This is a genomic window from Janthinobacterium sp. 13 (genome assembly GCF_002749695.1).
Lineage (GTDB): Bacteria > Pseudomonadota > Gammaproteobacteria > Burkholderiales > Burkholderiaceae_D > Janthinobacterium > Janthinobacterium kumbetense.
Genome location: NZ_PEEQ01000001.1, coordinates 1906968 through 1925058 on the forward strand (window position 1 = coordinate 1906968; position 18091 = coordinate 1925058).

The 18091-nt window shown below is 59.9% G+C and carries 10 protein-coding genes; 3 read left to right on the forward strand and 7 right to left on the reverse strand.

All coding sequences use genetic code 11. The features are described from left to right. Window positions 1-132: 132 nt before the first annotated feature. A complete protein-coding gene (locus tag CLU94_RS08335) occupies window positions 133-327 on the forward strand; it encodes a hypothetical protein (RefSeq protein WP_077400267.1) in 195 nt (64 codons plus the stop codon). A 65-nt stretch (window positions 328-392) separates the two neighbouring features. Here the strand turns inward: CLU94_RS08335 and gap are convergent, their stop codons facing one another. Both gap and tkt read right to left on the reverse strand, forming a co-directional pair. Continuing rightward, window positions 393-1403, reverse strand: coding sequence for a type I glyceraldehyde-3-phosphate dehydrogenase (gene gap, locus CLU94_RS08340; RefSeq protein ID WP_046685413.1), 1011 nt, complete (start codon window positions 1401-1403; stop codon window positions 393-395). Between the two features lie 79 nt (window positions 1404-1482). After that, window positions 1483-3480 (reverse strand): transketolase, encoded by a 1998-nt coding sequence (tkt, locus tag CLU94_RS08345; protein WP_099665305.1) that lies wholly within the window; start codon window positions 3478-3480, stop codon window positions 1483-1485. Between the two features lie 188 nt (window positions 3481-3668). Between tkt and CLU94_RS08350 the strand changes: the two genes are divergently transcribed. Continuing rightward, window positions 3669-4394: a 16S rRNA (uracil(1498)-N(3))-methyltransferase gene (locus tag CLU94_RS08350; RefSeq protein WP_099665306.1), complete on the forward strand. Its 726-nt coding sequence runs from the start codon at window positions 3669-3671 to the stop codon at window positions 4392-4394. 157 nt (window positions 4395-4551) lie between these two features. Here the strand turns inward: CLU94_RS08350 and CLU94_RS08355 are convergent, their stop codons facing one another. Further along, entirely contained in the window at window positions 4552-7614 is a 3063-nt protein-coding gene (locus CLU94_RS08355) for a TonB-dependent receptor (protein WP_099665307.1), read from the reverse strand. Window positions 7615-9104: 1490 nt separating this feature from the next. Between CLU94_RS08355 and CLU94_RS08360 the strand changes: the two genes are divergently transcribed. Next, window positions 9105-10736: an NAD(P)/FAD-dependent oxidoreductase gene (locus CLU94_RS08360; RefSeq protein ID WP_099665308.1), complete on the forward strand. Its 1632-nt coding sequence runs from the start codon at window positions 9105-9107 to the stop codon at window positions 10734-10736. 79 nt (window positions 10737-10815) lie between these two features. On the opposite strand, the gene CLU94_RS08365 is transcribed toward CLU94_RS08360, so the two are convergent. From CLU94_RS08365 to ntrC, 4 genes are all read right to left on the reverse strand, one after another. Then, complete coding sequence (locus CLU94_RS08365; RefSeq protein WP_257218724.1) at window positions 10816-13569, reverse strand: TonB-dependent receptor plug domain-containing protein; 2754 nt, start codon at window positions 13567-13569, stop codon at window positions 10816-10818. A 374-nt stretch (window positions 13570-13943) separates the two neighbouring features. Continuing rightward, on the reverse strand, window positions 13944-15317 hold the full coding sequence (locus CLU94_RS08370; protein WP_099665309.1) for a GAF domain-containing sensor histidine kinase: 1374 nt from the start codon (window positions 15315-15317) through the stop codon (window positions 13944-13946). Between the two features lie 134 nt (window positions 15318-15451). Next, window positions 15452-16417, reverse strand: coding sequence for a magnesium/cobalt transporter CorA (gene corA / locus CLU94_RS08375; RefSeq protein ID WP_034760218.1), 966 nt, complete (start codon window positions 16415-16417; stop codon window positions 15452-15454). 139 nt (window positions 16418-16556) lie between these two features. Next, window positions 16557-18044, reverse strand: coding sequence for a nitrogen regulation protein NR(I) (gene ntrC / locus CLU94_RS08380; protein WP_099665310.1), 1488 nt, complete (start codon window positions 18042-18044; stop codon window positions 16557-16559). Window positions 18045-18091: the final 47 nt, after the last annotated feature.

Here is an 18091-nt window from a genome sequence, read left to right on the forward strand (position 1 = left end):
TATTTTTCTTTAAAGCAATAATATACTGGTTTTAATGCTAATATTTTTCTGTGTCCGGCGAGCCAATCAGGCTTGGCAGGACGGCGTTTTGATTTGACACCCTATCGTTGTCCAATTGTGAAAGCGAGAAAAATGATTTCCATCAAAAAAGCCCTGTTTGTCTTTGCCGCCGCTGTCGGAGTTGCCGCCTCGTTTGCCAGTAACGCGACCGAACATGCACGCAGACCGCCGGATACGTGCACCTATCTCTTGAACAGCTGCTATCAGGGCAATAACAATGACTGCGAGCTCTGGTACGCACAGTGCGCCAACGTCGACCCTGAGTAAGCGGACTAAAGCAACAGACGAAAAAAAACGCCCCGAAGGGCGTTTTTGCTTATGCGGTCAAAAGATTACTTGGCCGACATCAGTGCAACGGTGGTGTCGAGCATGCGGTTCGAGAAACCCCACTCGTTGTCGTACCACGACGACACTTTTACCAGGCGGCCCGACACTTTGGTCAGGGTCGAGTCGAAGTTCGACGACGCCGGGTTGTGGTTGAAGTCGATCGAGACCAGCGGTTCGGTCTGGTACGTCAGGATGCCTTCCAGGGCGCCTTCCGAAGCGGACTTCATCAGGGCGTTGACTTCTTCCACGGTGGTGTCGCGCTTGGCGATGAAGGACAGGTCGACCAGCGACACGTTGATGGTCGGCACGCGGATGGCGAAACCGTCCAGCTTGCCATTCAGCTCAGGCAGCACCAGGCCCACGGCGGCAGCGGCGCCCGTCTTGGTCGGGATCATGCTCATGGTGGCCGAACGGGCGCGACGCAGGTCTTCATGCATCACGTCGGACAGCACCTGGTCGTTGGTGTAGGCGTGCACGGTGGTCATCAGGCCAGTTTCGATGCCGATGGCGTCGTTCAGCGGCTTGACCAGCGGTGCCAGGCAGTTGGTGGTGCACGAAGCGTTCGAGATGACGGTGTCCGTCGATTTCAGGACCGAGTGGTTCACGCCGAACACGACGGTAGCATCGACGTCCTTGCCGCCTGGTGCCGAAATGATGACTTTTTTCGCGCCGCCCTTCAAGTGAGCCGAAGCTTTCTCTTTGGTGGTGAAGAAGCCCGTGCATTCCAGCACGACGTCCACGCCCAGCTCGCCCCATGGGATTTCAGCCGGGTTGCGCTGTGCGAATACGCGGATCGGATCGCCATTGACGATCATGTTGTCGCCTTCGACGGTGACCGTGCCCGGGAACTTGCCGTGCGCGGTGTCGTAGCGGGTCAGGTGGGCGTTCGATTTGGCATCGCCCAGGTCGTTGATGGCAACGATCTGGATATCCTGTTTCTTGCCGCCTTCGTAGAAAGCGCGCAATACATTACGGCCGATGCGGCCGTAGCCGTTGATTGCAACTTTGATCGTCATACTCTGCTCCTGATTAAAAAAAAAGGTATCAGCACAGCACCCCGGCCAGCACATGGCCAGGGTCTGCTCAAAATCAATATTAGCCAGCGATAACGGCTTTAACCTTGGCTACGACATTCTCGACCGTGAAGCCGAAGTGCTTGAACAGCACGCCGGCCGGAGCCGATTCGCCAAACGTGTCGATACCGACCACGGCGCCTTCCAGGCCCACGTATTTGTACCAGAAGCTGGTCACGCCCGCTTCGATGGCCACGCGCGGCACGCCTTTCGTCAGCACGCTGGCCTTGTAGGCGGCGTCCTGGCGGTCGTACACGTCGGTCGACGGCATCGACACCACGCGCACGGCGATGCCTTCGGCCGCCAGCGCGCTGGCGGCGGCGACGGCCAGTTCCACTTCGGAACCGGTGGCGATCAGGATCGCCTTGGCGTCGGCCACGTCGTTCAGCACATAGCCGCCGCGGTAGATGTTCTCGATCTGTTCGGCGCTACGTTCCTGGTACGGCAGGTTCTGGCGCGAGAAGATCAGGGTCGACGGGCCATCCTTGCGGCGCACGGCGGCGCCCCAGGCAGCAGCCGACTCGACGGTGTCGCACGGACGCCAGTTGTCCAGGTTCGGGATCAAACGCATCGACGAGACGTGCTCGACCGATTGGTGCGTCGGGCCGTCTTCGCCCAGGCCGATCGAATCGTGGGTGAACACGAAGATCGAACGCAGTTTCATCAGGGCAGCCATGCGCAGCGCATTGCGGCTGTAGTCGGAGAACGTCAGGAACGTGGCGCCGAACGGGATGTAGCCGCCGTGCAAGGTGATGCCGTTCATGATGGCGCTCATGCCGAATTCGCGCACGCCGTAGTTGATGTGGTTGCCAGGCTGGCCCGAACGCACGGCCACGCACTCTTTCCAGTTGGTCAGGTTCGAACCGGTCAGGTCGGCCGAGCCGCCCAGGAATTCCGGCAGGGACGATGCCAGTGCCTGGATGGCGTTCTGGCTAGCCTTGCGGGTGGCGATGTTTTCTTTCTTCTCGACGCAGGAAGCGATGGCGGCCGACAGCGCCGTTTCAAACGCGGCTGGCAAGTCGCCCTGCATGCGGCGGCTCAGTTCAGCGGCTTGCTGCGGGAATTCGCGGCCGTAGGCGGCGAAACGCTCGTTCCAGTCCGCTTCCAGCAGGGCGCCTTGCTTCTTGGCATCCCAGGCTGCGTACACGTCGGCCGGCATCTCGAATGGGGCGGCATCCCAGCCGATGTATTCGCGCACGGCGGCGATTTCCTTGTCGCCCAGCGCAGCGCCGTGGACCTTGTCGCCGCCTTGCAGGTTCGGCGAACCCTTGCCGATGATGGTCTTGCAGCAGATCAAGGTTGGCTTGCTGGCCTTCTTGGCGGCGGCGATGGCGGCAGCCACGGCGGCAACATCGTGGCCGTCGACGGCGCGGATGACGTTCCAGCCGTACGCTTCGAAGCGGGCCGGGGTGTCGTCCGTGAACCAGCCTTCGACTTTGCCGTCGATGGAAATGCCGTTGTCATCGTACAGGGCGATCAGTTTGTTCAAGCCCAGGGTGCCGGCCAGCGCGCACACTTCGTGCGAAATACCTTCCATCAGGCAACCATCGCCCACGAACGCGTAGGTGTAGTGGTTGACGATATCGTAGCCAGGCTTGTTGAATTCAGCGGCCAGCAATTGCTCCGACAAGGCCATGCCGACGGCGTTGGCGATACCCTGGCCCAGCGGGCCGGTGGTCGTTTCCACGCCTGGCGTGACATCGACTTCCGGGTGGCCCGGGGTTTTCGAATGCATCTGGCGGAACGCCTTGATGTCATCCATCGACAGTTCGTAACCGGTCAGGTGCAGCAGCGCGTAGTGCAGCATCGAGCCGTGGCCGTTCGACAACAGGAAACGGTCGCGGTTCTGCCATTTTGGATTCGCGGGATTGTGGCGATAGTGACCGCTCCACAGGGCAACTGCGATCTCGGCCATGCCCATCGGCATGCCTGGATGGCCGGAATTGGCCTTTTGTACAGCGTCCATTGCCAGTGCGCGGATCGCATTGGCCATTTTGGTAGTCGGGAGCGTAGTTGTCATGATGGTATGGGTCAGTCGCGAGTTTGGAATTCGTTTGCAACAGCACGGACAGGGAAGCCGGCTGCTTTCTGTGGTCAAGTATTTTACCAGACTGGGGGGCCGCAAATTAGAATTGCGGCGTACTGGCCCGCCAAATGGCTATACTTTGACGTCTTTCCCCCCCACTTATACCCCCGTTGAGGATTTGCATGCCGCGTTTTTTCTGTCCCCAGCCGCTCGTTGCCGGCACCACCATCGCCCTGCCGGAGGCTGTCGCCCACCATATCCAGGTCGTGCGCCTGGCGCCGGGCGACGTGATCACCCTGTTCAATGGCGAAGGGGGCGAAGTGCAAGCGAGCCTGGTAACGGTCGCCAAGCGCAGCGTGACGGCTGAAATCCAGACGCACGTGGCGCGCGAAGCGGAGCTGCCGTATGCCGTGACCCTGGCGCAGGCCTTGCCGGAAGCGTCCAAAATGGACTGGATTATCGAAAAAGCCATCGAACTGGGCGCGGCGGGCATCGTGCCGCTGTCGGCGCAGCGCTGCGTCGTGCGCCTGTCCGCCGAGCGGGCCGAGAAAAAACTCGCACATTGGCAAGGCATTATCGTTTCCGCTTCGGAACAATGCGGGCGCAACCGCCTGGCGCAGCTGGCGCCATTGCAGGATTTCAATCACTGGAGCCGCCAGCAAGATTTGCATAAACGCATCATTTTGACGCCGCGCGCGGAGCAGTCGCTGGCCGACTGGGCCCGCCACCAGCCGCCGCAGGCGATCACCGTGATGGTGGGCCCGGAAGGCGGCTTTTCGGAAGCGGAAGAAAAGGCTGCGCTGGCCGCCGGCGCCATCGGCCTGGCCATGGGCCCGCGCATCCTGCGCACGGAAACGGCGGGCCTGACGGCGCTGGCCACCCTGGCGGCATTGTGGGGCGGGATGTAAGAGGCCAGAAACCATATTGAAGGCAACGCCGGGGGCGCTCCCACGCCTGCCGTGGACATAGCCAAAAAAAATGCCGCCCCCTGTCTGACAGGGCGCGGCATTTTTACTGAAATCGTGTCTTTTGCAAGCCGCCGGCAAGCCGGCGGCCATCACACAATTAGAACTTCTTGTTGAACTCAGCGGTGAACTTCATCGAACGAGGTGCGGTGTAGCTCAGTACCGATTCATACAGAGCATAGCGTCCCTGGTTGGTGTTGTAACGCTCGACCACTTTTTGCGTGGTTTGCGTGTCGAACACATTGAAGATGTCCAGTTTCACAGACAGGCCTGGCACATACGCTGGTTTGTACGCCACGTTCAAGTCCAGGTTTTTGTCCCATGGCAGATTGCCCACGGTGCCACGTGGCGAAGGAACGTTCTGATTGCCAGTTGCACCGAAGCAATAGTGCGAAGCGGACTGATAGTTAAAGCCGATGTCGTCTGCCGACTGCGTGTTCGGATTGGTACCGACGCACGAACGTGGGCGGCCCGAAGCGAGCAAGGCGGCTGCACCCACGGTCCACTCTGGGGTCAGGTCGTAGAAGCCATAAGCCTTGATCTGATGCTTACGATCATTTGGCAGGCGGCCATCCGCATAGCGCATCAGTGCTGCGTAATCCCAGGTCTGGGTAGCGGCAACGTCTGCCTGACCAGTCGTGGTATCGGACAGCGTCTGACCTTCGGTATTGCCGCTGCTGCGCGACAGGGTGTAGTTGACCTTACCATACCAGCCGTTACGGTATGGATGCTCAGCAAACACATCAAGTGCAGCGTAAGTACGCTTGGCCTTGTCGAAGCCCAGGTCTTCCTTCGTCAGGTGGACGCGGGTGTAGTTGGACTGCGTACCTGCGAAGTCAACCAGGAAATCATTTGCTTCGCCCGGGTTGAACGATGCGCAGTTAAAACCGCCGTAGTTCGAAGTATCGATACCGTTACGCTTGGCGTATTTTGCAAACACGCGGCCATCGCAGAAGTCATCGATCGTCGATTTCAGGGTACGGTAAGTAACCTTGGCACCGAAATTCAGGCTAGGGTTGTAGGCCTTTTCAAAGCCCAGGGTCAACTCATCCTGGAACGATGGCTTCATGTCCAGTGCAGCAACGGTTTTCGGATCTTTTGCTTGACCGAATTCGTTGTTTGCAGACAAGACACCCGTCAACTGGGTCAAGCCCGTTGGCGCACCATGTGCATCCGTACCCGTGTAAGCGTAGTACTGGTTGGTGTTCAGCGAACCGTTTGCACCGCGCAGAGCGATCACGGTTGGCATTTGCAGGGTGTAACGGCCAGCGCTACCGAATACTTTGAACGATGCATCGCCGTTCACGTCCCACACTGCTGCTACGCGTGGAGCGTATTGGTTCTTCATCTCAATATACTTGGTGCCGTCCTGGTTGGCATTGTAGAAGCCTTCGCGACGCAGACCTGCGGTCAGCAACACGTCCTTCGTCACTTGCCAGCGATCTTCAATGTACTGAGCATCCTGACCAGCGAAAGCATTCGATACGGTCGAGGACAGAACACGCGACACATAATAACCTTGCGATGCGAGCGGGCCCTTGCCTGCCAGCGCGCCAACTTGGCCGCCAGGAACGTCAAATGGCTTGCTAGCATCTGGTGTCCTGCCGTACAGCCACAGTGCGCCACCGGCCAGAGCGTCGCCAGCATCTGCCGAGGACATCTTGTTATTGTCCAGACCAGCACGCAGGGTGTGGTTGCCAATCTTGTATTCCAAATCCAGACGCTTGGACGTTACGCGGTCGATCGAACCATTGACTGGTTGATTGGTCGAGAACGGCTGGCCGCCCGTGTAGTTCAAGCCTGGCGCCTGATCCGCCTTTGCCGCGGTCACTTGTGCCAGCGTTGGATCGTAGCCCGTAGGCTCATAGATATGCTTGGCGCGCGACTGGCCATACAGGGCCGTGACGGTCAGGTTATCGGAAATGTTACCAACGTAGCGCGCAATGTTGGCTTCGCCGCCGTTCGGGTTGAATGGGCCGTATTCTTCGTGGGTAGACGAATTGACCTTGCTGCCGACGGCGCGGGTATCGTATTTGTACGAACGGAATTGCGTATCGGTCTCTGGCAAGTCACCGATCGTGGTGAACTCGATACGATGATTATCGGAAATATTCCAGTCCAACTTACCGAAGTAGCGCTGCGTGGTGGTCTTGTAGTCACGCCAGCCGTTACTATCGTTAGTCAGCGCGGTACGGCCGCCGAAGACGCCATTGCTTTCGGCGCGAGTTTGTTCCAGTGCAACGAAACCGAACAAGGTATCCTTGATCAGCGGACCACCAACATAGGCGGAGTACTGTTTTTGCTCGAATTCATTGTCTTCGCGGCGAATACGCAGGGTCCCGTCTGTTTGCGGGAACGCGCCGGTATTGGCGTAGTACATGTCACGCGACTTGGCGCGCAACGACTTCGGTGCGATCGAGACCAGGGCACCGGCTTCCCAGGTGTTGGTACCGGATTTGGTCGTGACGTTGACCACGCCGCCAACCGAACGGCCAAATTCAACGCCGTAACCGCCCGTCAAAACTTGAGCCTGAGCGATCGCGCCAAATGGCAGTTCCATCGCGCCCAACTGCGACAGCGGGTTGGTTACCGGGAAACCGTTGATGTAGTAGGCATTTTCCGAAGCGCCGCCACCACCGAAGCTGGCTCCGGCTGGATAGGTCGGATCGCCACGGGTGGTATTCGGGGAGAGTTGAACGATTGCCTCGACGTTACGTGCGATCGGCAACTTGTCCAGCTCGCGCGCGGTAAAGGTCGCGCCATTGGTCGAGCTCGAGATATCGATGCGGTTGCGACGACCCGTCACTTGCACGGCCTGAACGCCGCCAGCAACAGGGAAAATCGCCTCGACGCCTTGACCGGCCAGCACTTCCAGCGACGTGGTGCCAACAACCGATTCGCCCTTCTTCAGCGTCACGGTATAGGTGCCGATAGGCAGACTCGTGGCACGGAATGAACCGTTTGCATCAACTGCCGTGGAACGCGTCTGGTTGGTACCATTGTTTTGCAACACGACGGTATCGCCAGCGCCGCTGCCGACCTTACCAAAAATACTACCTGCTGCGTTCGACTGCGCCATGACGGGAGCAACGACCATGGCGGACATGGCGCCGGCGCTGAAGGCCAGCGCCAGCGCACGAACTAAAACTGTTTTTCTCAACATGTGGTTTCCTAATTATTAGATTAAGCGTCTCTGGTAGAGTTGCTTGGTAAATTTTAAGCACTAAATCATGTTTAATACGTTTTTATTTCCGGTTTTAGTTTTTGATGATTTGACACTCTCCCACCACTGATATGGCAGGCTTCAGACAAAACAGGAAAAACCTACTTGCCTAAGCGATACATAAAACCATATGCGATTGTTCACTGTCAACATAGTAGGAAAATATGATGCAAAGATACAACAAAAATGAATGGCGCCGGACAATGGCAAATGCGTCCAAGATTGTGCGGCAATGCACCAATTTGATGCACTGCAAAAAAACGCATATTAATATGCGAAAAATTATTGTTTGAAAACACACGACGTTGCGCTCGCCTCGCGCCCATGGCCAGAACGTGGAATACCTGCCATGGCGCTCCTGCAGCCCTTGAAACGCCGCCTTCCGAGCATGCGAAGCATGCGTGATGGCAGCAGACCTGTTGCAGATTGACAACACCCGATGGAATTGAACTATTCAAACCTGAAGTTTTCAATTACATTGTATGAATACTTCTCACGGAGTTATTTGCGTTTGAATATAAGTTATTAGACGCACCAACGATTATCAGTATCCGGAAATAGAATTTCCATATTCATTATCAGAATAAAAAAACAAATAGAAACACACCCTGCATTCTCCCCTCCGAGAAATAAAAAATCAGCGCCATCAAAAAATCCATATCTGGAAAATCAGAACATATAACGCAATAACGCAATGCTCTTATTTCTCGATGAGAATCGCATGGAATAACATCTGCAGTTATTGCATACAATAATCTGGAATTAAAAACAGGTTTTGATGGCCGGTGCCGGCTCGCAGCTTCCCTCCCATGCGCGCATGGTTAAATGTGGCAACGCCAGCAGCACGCTGACCCGCCATGCCACGATGGCAGCCTTCCCGCGGCTGCGGAACATCCCCTCTCCCCGCATCGCTGCAGCACCTCTTGTCCATTCAACTTGGCAAGAAAATTCATAATTTGCCTATACATATTGATATTCAACTTCTTATCGCAGCTTCAAAAATCGTCCGATCAACAAGCATCTAATTTGATATCGCAACAACAGCGCACCGTGCACAAAATGGGCAATATCTAAAAACAGGCAACGGCCCCGGCCATCAAGCCTTCGGACAAAGTCAGCCTGTCGCATTGCCCATGCCTGCCGTGGCGGCGAAACGACAGGCTGGCGCACCAGAATGGTGCGCTGCGGAAGCGCGCTGTCGTGCCGCGCCATCGCGTCAGGCATCGGCGCAAACGCGGCGTCAGGAGACGCGCCGCTTCCCGTGCGGCACCCGGCCGCCGATAACGCCCATGCGGCAGGAAAATGGCCCGACATCCGCCCAGGCCGCCATGCATTGCCTGCAAGAAGGAGTAAAATGCCGCCTTGCGCCGCGCCACGCGGCTGCCCACTCTCCGCTAGATACGGAGCCCTGCACTTTTCGGATAGACACCATGCTGCGACTCAACGAAGTAAAACTCCCTCTCGAACACGACGAAGCGGCCCTGCCCGCCGCCATCCTGGCGCGCCTGGGCATCGCTGCGGCCGATTTGCTCGGCTTTACCGTCTTCAAACGCAGCTATGACGCGCGCAAGCGCAGCGCCGTGGTGTTGATTTACTCGCTGCATGTCGAGATCAAGAACGAAGCGGCCGTGCTGGCGCGCCTGAGCCACGACATCCACCTGATGCCCGCGCCCGACACCGACTACAAATTCGTCGCCGGCGGCGAACAGCTGGCTGGCCACACCAATGAACCGCGCCCCATCGTCATCGGCACGGGCCCGTGCGGCCTGTTCGTGGCGCTGATCCTGGCGCAGATGGGCTTGCGCCCCCTCATCCTGGAACGGGGCAAGCAGGTGCGCGAACGCACGGTCGACACCTTCGGCTTCTGGCGCAAGCGCGAGCTCAATCCCGAATCGAACGTGCAGTTCGGCGAAGGCGGCGCCGGCACCTTCTCGGACGGCAAGCTGTACAGCCAGATCAAGGATCCCAAGCACTACGGCCGCAAGGTCTTGACGGAATTCGTCAAGGCGGGCGCGCCCGAGGAAATCATGTATGTGAGCAAGCCGCACATCGGCACCTTCCGCCTGGTCAAGATGGTGGAAGAAATGCGCGCCAATATCGAGCGGCTGGGCGGCGAATACCGTTTCAGCAGCAAAGTGGTCGATCTCGACATCGTGCCAGGCGCCGACGGCGGCCAGGTGCGCGGCGTAGTGCTGGACAATGGCGAAACCATCGCCAGCAACCACGTCGTGCTGGCCATCGGCCACAGCGCGCGCGACACCTTTGAAATGCTGCACAAGCGCGGCGTGTACATCGAAGCGAAACCGTTCTCGATCGGCTTCCGCGTGGAACACCCGCAATCCCTGATCGACAGCTGCCGCTTCGGCCCCAGCGCCGGCCACCCGATCCTGGGTGCGGCCGACTACAAGCTCGTGCACCACGCCAGCAATGGCCGCTCCGTCTACAGCTTCTGCATGTGCCCGGGCGGCACGGTGGTGGCGGCCGCCTCGGAACCGGGCCGCCTGGTGACGAATGGCATGAGCCAGTATTCGCGCAACGAGCGCAACGCCAACAGCGCCATCGTGGTCGGCATCACGCCGGCCGACTATCCGGGCGACCCGCTGGCCGGCATCGCCCTGCAGCGCGAACTGGAAGAGCGCGCATTTGCCTTGGGTGGCGGCAACTACGATGCCCCAGGGCAATTGGTCGGCGACTTCGTCGCTGGCCGCGCCTCGACGGAATTTGGCAGCGTGTTGCCGTCGTACAAGCCGGCCGTGCACCTGACGGACCTGGCGCCCTCGCTGCCCGAATACGCGATCACGGCGCTGCGTGAAGCGTTTCCGGCGTTCAACAAGCAAATCAAGGGCTATTACAAGGCCGACGCCGTGCTGACGGGCGTGGAAACGCGCACCTCGTCGCCGATCCGCATCAAGCGCCGCGACGACGACCTGCAAAGCCTGAACACGCGGGGCCTGTTCCCCGCCGGCGAAGGCGCCGGCTATGCGGGCGGCATCCTGTCGGCCGCCGTCGACGGCATCAAGGTGGCCGAGGCAGTGGCGCTGTCGATGGCGGCGCGCGGCTAGGCCACGCTGCCTCCGCCCTGCGGCGGGACGAAAAAAAACCGGCACCATGTGCCGGTTTTTTTATACCTGTACCTGACGATTAAAACTTGTACGAGGCATTCAGGTAGCCGGTACGGCCGCGCGGATCATAGTAGCGGTCGTCATAGCCGAATTGCTGGCCGCGGTTCGCGCCGGACGTCGATGGCACGAACGGGGGGCTCTTGTCGGTCAGGTTCAGCACGCCTGCGGTGAAAACCCAGCTCTTGCTGGGAGTCCAGACCGTCTGCCAGTCAAGCGTCGAATAGAACCCGACCCGCATCCGGATATCTTCCTGGCCCGTCACGGCGCCGGAAGCGTCGATCACGTCGACCGTCGTTTTCTGGTCTTTGTAGCCGGACAGGAAGTTGACCGTCAGCGAATTGGCCCAGTTGCCCGTTTTCAGGGTGTTCGTCCACTGGCCGCGCGTGCGGAAAGTCACGGTGCCCAGTTCGGCATAGTTACCCAGCGCAGAATAATACTGACCACCGCGTTCCAGCTGTATATCCTCGCGCAACATCTGCGTCGCGTTCAGCTGCGAGGTAAACAGGCCGATACCCGAGCGGTAACGGGCGCTGATATCGATATCGACGCCGGTGGCGAACGATTTGCCCAAGTTCTGGTTATCGGCCAGGAAGGCCAGGTAGGTCTTGCCCGTACCGACGTCCGTATTCACGCCCCACGATTTCGGATATGCCGTGGGATTGGCGAACACCAGCTGCTCGGTCAACTGGCCGAAGGAATCGCGGATCTGTACATGCCACAGGTCGGCGCCCAGGGTAATGGCGCTGATCGGCTCGTAGCGGAAGCCCAGGGTGGCCTGTTTCGACTTCTCTGGCTGCAAGTTGCGGTTGCCGCCGGCCAACTGATCGTACTGGTGGTTGCCTGGCTGGCATTGGGCATTGAGGCGCGTGGCAATCGCTTGCAGGGCCGGCGTACAAGTGTACTTGTCGCTGGTAACGCCATAGCCGCGCTGCAAGGCGTTGACTTGTGGCACTGTCGGCGCATGGAAACCATTGCCAACGGAGCCGCGGATCAGCAAGGTGGGCGCCGGCGTCCACTTGAAGCTGGCCTTGGCCGTCGTGGCGCCGCCGAAGTCCGAGAATTCATCGAAACGCAGGGCCGCGCCCAGTTCCAGTTCCTTCAGCACCGGCGCGATAATTTCGCTGAACACGCCCTTCGACGTGCGACTGGCGCTGTACGGCTTGCTGCTGGCGGCATCGCCGAAACGCTGGTCGCACTCCAGTCCCGCCGCGCCGCCGCACAAGGTGCCCTTCACTGGGTCGGCCAGGATGCCCTGTGCAAACGGGCTCGGTTTGGAAGAGAATTCCTCGCGATTGATGTTGGCGCCCACGCCCAGCATCATGGCGCCGCCCGGCAAGCGTCGTATTTCCGTCGAACCATTCAAATTGATGGTTTGCAAGCGCGACGTGCCGCCATCCCAGTAGCCGGTGAAGGCGGCCGCCTTGATGGCTTCCTGCGCCGCAGCCGATTGCTTGCCCGGACCGACGAAGGGATCGAGTAAACCGCTCGATGTCAGGTTGCCGACGGCAATCGCGCCAGGATAACCGGAAATACTGCCTTTTACGCGGCTTTCCGAGAAGTTGTAGGAGGCATTGTAATCCCAGCCGGCGGCCACGCCGCGCGTGCCCACCACCACACTGGCGAAGTCCGCCGTATCCTTCGAGGTGCGCTGTCCCATGTCGAACAGGCGATAGGCCGCCACGCTGTCACCGGTAATACCGATCGGCAACAAATACTTGTCATGCAGCGGCGTTCCCTTATCGATGGAAATCTCGCCCGGCACGGGGGCGATACGCGAGGTCTGCTTGGTGCGCGACAACAGTACGTCGGCATACACTTCGTGACCGGCGACTTTGAAGGTACCGGACGCCATGAAATTGTCGCGTTTGCGTTCCGGATAGATCTCCAGATCCTTAACAAAATCATAACCGCAGTAGTCATTCAAGCGCGGGGTGCCATCCGGGTCCGCATACGGTTCAAGCACGCGGAAAGTCTTGGCGGGGCAGGAGCCGTTGAGCTTTTGATAGGGACTGATCAACTGACCATTGTCATCAACGGCGTTGGCGGGAATCGGGCTGACCGAAAACTGCTGCTTCTGATAGCGTTTGCCGTTGGCCGAGAATTGCACCTTGCCCGTGTTGGCGAACGAGCGGTCGACCGAGGTCAACTTGTCGCGTTCATCGTGGCCAAAGGTCAGCACCACGTTGTAGCCATCGTCTTCCAGGTTGCCGAAGCCCTTGGTGGCACTGATACGTTTCTCACGCGCACCGTTCTTTGGCGCCGAATAGCCGATGGAGACGTCGCCTTCCGTCGTGTCGTGCTTGGTAATGAAGTTGACCACGCCGGCAATGGCGTCGGCGCCGTACAGGGCGGACGCGCCGTCGGTCAGCAGTTCAACCCGCTGAATGGCGGAAATAGGAATCGAATTCAAGTCGAAACCGGCGGCAAAGCCAGTCAGGGTCTGGCCGCCGAACTGGGCCAGGCGCTTGCCATTCAGCAAGACGAGCGTACGCGTCTCACCCACGTTATGCACGGAAATACCGGAGAAACCGAAGGTGCTGCCGCCGACCGAGGAACTTTCGCTGGTGGCGCCCTGGGCGGAAGAGAGTTTCTTGACCAGGTCGGTGACCGAAGTGGCGCCCGAGGTACGGATGGCTTCGGCGGTCAACACGGTGACGGGCAAGGCACCTTCGGCGGCGATGCGCTTGATCGACGAGCCGGTGACTTCCACGCGCTGTATCTGCGTATCTTGCGCCACCGCAGACTGCGAGGCAACGGACAAAGCCGCTGCCATGCCACCGGCACAGACAATGCGAACGGCACGGGAGATGACGGTTTCTTTAAGCATGACGAACCCTTTTCATTTTTGCATTATGTAAGCAACAAAGCTGCTATCCGGACTGCATCCACTCTCCTAAAGGCACTCTTCCTGCACCGCACGTTCGACAGTGTGCCAGCCCCGCTCCCGCATGAGGGAAGGCGAACCACGATGTCGGTACAACAGCCGAGGCCAGCCAACTGAAAGTTAGCTAGACAACTACATAGAATCACGGGGATATTCTTGGTGTCAACAGAACTCACGTCGCGTATGGCATACAAACAACATTGTGAAAAAAATAGAAGTCAGGCAGGCATGCCACCCAAAGATAGCGTACAGAGCAGCCGTGGTCAGCTGGCCAGCGGCAGCCTGATCTGTATATGACAGCCGGGCGTGCTGTCGATGGCGCACACCTGGCCGCCCAGTTGCTGCACGATGGTGTAGACGATGTGCATGCCCAGGCCGGAGCCGCCCTGGCCCCGCTTGGTGGTGAAGAACGGTTCGAACATATGCTCGCGCACGGCCGGCGCCAGGCCGATGCCGTCGTCGGAAAAATCGAGCAGCAGCCAGCGCGCAGCCGCGTCGGTGTCGTCCTCCTCGATGCGCGCGCGTATCGTGATGCGCCCCGGCCCGCCCTGCGGATAGCCATGGCGGGCGCTGTTCATCAGCAGGTTCGAGAGGATTTGCGACAGCTTGCCGGCCGCCAGGCGCACCTGGCAATCTGGGGCGATATCGAGTTCCACGCCCAGCGCCGCCTTGCGCAATTCCGGACTGTGCGCCGACACCAGGCCATGCACATAGTCGTGCAGCGCCAGGTCGGCCACGTATTCGCTGACCTGGTCCACGGCCAGTTGCTTGAAATTGCCGATCAGGTCGGCGGCGCGCGCCAGGTTGCGCTCGATCAAGGCGGCCGCTCCCTTGAGCGACTCGGCAATGTCGATCAGTTCGGCACGGCTGACCTTGGCGCCACCCAGCAGCTGCACCAGCTGGTCGGCATAGCTGCCCATGCTCGACGCGGCCGTCAACGCCACGCCGATGGGCGTGTTGACTTCATGCGAGACGCCGGCCACCAGCGAGCCGAGGGCCGCCATCTGCTCTTGCTCGATCAGGTTGGCCTGCGCCGCCAGCAGCGATTCGGTGCGCACGCGCACGATTTCTTCCAGCTGCTGGGTGCGCTCCTGGTGCTGCAGCTCGGCCGCGCCGCGGGCCGAGAAGATCGACAGCAGCAGCAGCGCCAGCAAGCGCTTGTTTTCATCGATGGGCCGCGTGTCGATGGCCGACAGGATGCCCAGGGTCTTGCCATCGGTGTCGATCAGCGGCATGCCGACATAGCTTTCCGCCTGCATGTCGACGAGGAGGGTATCGAATGGAAAGCGACGCTGGATATCGCTGCCATGAAAACACATGCTCTGGCACGTCACGTCCTGGCATGGCGTGTGCTGCAGGCTGTATTCGATATTCGGCTGGTAACCGTCGCCGCCCCATAGGGCGAGGGTGCGGATGCCTTCGCTGCCATCTTCCAGGCGCACCAGGCGTCCGGCGATCACATAGTGCACGTCGAGCGCTTCGGCCAGGTCCTTGACGAGGATGCGCAGGAAGTCGTCGCCCCGGGCGTGCGCCGTCGAGGCGGTAATCGAGCGCAGAGCCGCTTCCGCCAGGGTGCGCCGCTGCTCGGCATCGAACAGGGGTTCTTGCGAATTCACATCAAACAACGGAATACTCATGAATGCTCCTGCACGGCACCGGAAGCGCAGGCACACCTGCCGGCGCGGCGACTCTCAGCCATGGCCCGCCCCAGCGGACCTGCCGCGATTGTACCCCTGGCTATTGCTTAATAATACAGATACACAGGAATTTTTTACAGCCAGCCGGAACGCTTGAACAAGTAATACATATAACCGCAGACACAACTCATCACTGCCACGGCGGCCGGATAGCCATAATGCCAGTCCAGCTCCGGCATGAACTTGAAGTTCATGCCCCAGATGCCGGCAAACGCCGTAAACACGGCGAAGATGGCCGCCCAGGCCGCCAACTGCTTGTTCACTTCGCTCTCGTCGATGGCCACCATCGACAGATTCACCTGGATCGCCGTGCTGATGGTGTCGCGGATGGTGTCGAGCGTGCCATTGATGCGCGCCAGGTGGTCGTGCACGTCGCGGAAATACTCCTGGGTATCGTGGCACAGGGGCGGCACGCGCCCGCCGTGCAGCTTGCCCACCGCTTCCATCAGGGGCGCCACCACGTGGCGCAAGACCATGACCTTGCGCTTCAATTGATACAGCCGTTCGATATTGTCACGCTCGGTGCCACGGTCGAAGATGCGGTCTTCGATCAATTCCAGCTCCGATTCCAGCGCGTCGAGCACGGGAAAGTAACGGTCGACGACGGCGTCCATCAGCGCGTACAGCACGAAGGCCGAGCCCTGGCGCAGCAGATGCGGTTCGCGCTCGGCGCGCGCGCGCACGCCGAGGAAACCCTGCGAGCTGTTGCTGCGCGACGAAAGCACATAATTGGCGCCGACGAAAATGTCGACTTCGCCCAGCACCAGTTCATTCTCGACCATTTCCACGGTTTTCACGACGGCAAACAGGGAATCGCCATATTCCTCGATCTTCGGGCGCTGGTGGCCCCGCTGCGCGTCTTCCACCGCCAGTTCGTGCAGGCAAAACTCGTGCTGCATCTGTTTCAGCTCGTCCGGCGTGGCGTCGAGCAGGGCGACCCAGACGAAACAATCGGGGCGCTCGACGTAATCGCTGATGTCGTCGATCGGCAAGTCGGCCAGTTTTTTGCCATCCTGGTAGGCCACGCAGTTTATGAGCATGCTATTCCACAGTTCAAGTTAACACCGGACGAAACAGTCCGGCAGGCGCCAGCTTACCTTATCGCCTGCAGTGCGTGTTGTGGCGTGCGAGGGACGCCGCGTGGAAAAGCGGACAGGGGAGCCCCCGTCCTGACCTGCATCAATCGTCCTTGGCGCCGTCGATGCCCAGTTCCGATATCTTGCGGGTGATGGTGTTGCGGCCGATGCCCAGGCGCACGGCGGCGTCGTTCTTGCGCCCGTGCGTATGCTTGAGCGCCGTCTTGATCAGTGCCGACTCGAACTGGCGTCCCAGCACGGCCATGACTTCCTGCTGCCCCGCGCCCAGCATGCCGGCCGCCTGCAATTCCAGTAAACCAATCCAGCCCGGCGGCGCGCCGTTGGCGGGCGCGGCCGCCTCGAAGACCTGGCCGCCATGCACATGGGCAACGACCGCCGGCGCAGGCTCGCCTGCCGCCGTGGCGGCACCATCGCCCTGCCCCTGCGTCAATTCCAGCGGCAAATCCTTGATTTCCACCGTCTGGCCCGGCGCCATCACGGTGATCCAGTTGCACAGGTTTTCCAGCTGGCGCACATTGCCGGGCAAATCGAGGCTGCTGAGGAACTGCATCGTCGGCTCGCTCATGCGTTTGGCTTCCACGCCCAGCTGGCGTGCGCTTTGCACCAGGAAGTGGCGCACCAAGATGGGGATATCTTCGCGCCGCTCCCGCAAACTGGGCAGGCGCAGACGGATCACGTTCAGCCGGTGATACAAGTCTTCGCGGAACAGGCCGTCGCGCACGCGCTGTTCCAGGTTCTGGTGCGTGGCCGTAATCACGCGCACGTTCGCCTTCATGGGCTGGTGGCCGCCGACGCGGTAGAAATGCCCGTCGGACAGCACACGCAGCAAGCGCGTCTGCAGGTCGAACGGCATGTCGCCGATCTCGTCGAGGAACAGGGTACCGTTCTCCGCTTGCTCGAAGCGGCCCCGGCGCGTCGTCTGGGCGCCCGTAAACGCGCCCCGTTCATGGCCGAACAGTTCCGATTCCAGCAAATCCTTGGGTATTGCCGCCGTGTTGAGGGCAATGAACGGCTGCGCTGCGCGCGGGCTGTGCTTGTGCAGCGCGCGCGCCACGAGTTCCTTGCCGGAACCGGATTCGCCCGTGATGAGCACCGTCACGTTCGATTGCGACAGGCGGCCGATGGCGCGGAAGACTTCCTGCATGGCTGGCGCCTGGCCGAGGATTTCCGGCGTTTCCGACGGCCCCGACTCGACGCTCGTCTCGCGCAGGCTTTCTTCCAGCGCGCGGCGGATCAGCTCGACAGCCTTGTCGATGTCGAAGGGCTTGGCCAGGTATTCGAAGGCGCCACCCTGGAAGGCTGCGACGGCCGAATCGAGGTCGGAAAAGGCCGTGATGATGATGACTGGCAAGCCGGGAAAGCGCGACTTGACCGTCTGCAACAATTCCAGGCCGGAGGCGCCCGGCATGCGGATATCGGACACGAGCACTTGCGGCGTGTCAAATTCCAGTGCGGCGATGGCGTCGCGCGCATTGGCAAAACTCTTGGTGGCGAGATTTTCCCGCGCCAGGGCTTTTTCCAGCACCCAGCGGATTGATTCGTCGTCGTCAACTATCCAGATTGGCTTCATTAGTGTGTGCGTCCCGCAATGGATTTCATGGGTGGGATACCTCCTCG

Excerpts from the sequence above, each read along its gene's own strand:
- CLU94_RS08335 (WP_077400267.1), top strand. The coding sequence starts at position 133 with ATGATTTCCATCAAAAAAGCCCTGTTTGTCTTTGCCGCCGCTGTCGGA.
- gap (WP_046685413.1), bottom strand. The coding sequence starts at position 1,403 with ATGACGATCAAAGTTGCAATCAACGGCTACGGCCGCATCGGCCGTAAT.
- tkt (WP_099665305.1), bottom strand. The coding sequence starts at position 3,480 with ATGACAACTACGCTCCCGACTACCAAAATGGCCAATGCGATCCGCGCA.
- CLU94_RS08350 (WP_099665306.1), top strand. The coding sequence starts at position 3,669 with ATGCCGCGTTTTTTCTGTCCCCAGCCGCTCGTTGCCGGCACCACCATC.
- CLU94_RS08355 (WP_099665307.1), bottom strand. The coding sequence starts at position 7,614 with ATGTTGAGAAAAACAGTTTTAGTTCGTGCGCTGGCGCTGGCCTTCAGC.
- CLU94_RS08360 (WP_099665308.1), top strand. The coding sequence starts at position 9,105 with ATGCTGCGACTCAACGAAGTAAAACTCCCTCTCGAACACGACGAAGCG.
- CLU94_RS08365 (WP_257218724.1), bottom strand. The coding sequence starts at position 13,569 with ATGGCAGCGGCTTTGTCCGTTGCCTCGCAGTCTGCGGTGGCGCAAGAT.
- CLU94_RS08370 (WP_099665309.1), bottom strand. The coding sequence starts at position 15,317 with ATGAGTATTCCGTTGTTTGATGTGAATTCGCAAGAACCCCTGTTCGAT.
- corA (WP_034760218.1), bottom strand. The coding sequence starts at position 16,417 with ATGCTCATAAACTGCGTGGCCTACCAGGATGGCAAAAAACTGGCCGAC.
- ntrC (WP_099665310.1), bottom strand. The coding sequence starts at position 18,044 with ATGAAGCCAATCTGGATAGTTGACGACGACGAATCAATCCGCTGGGTG.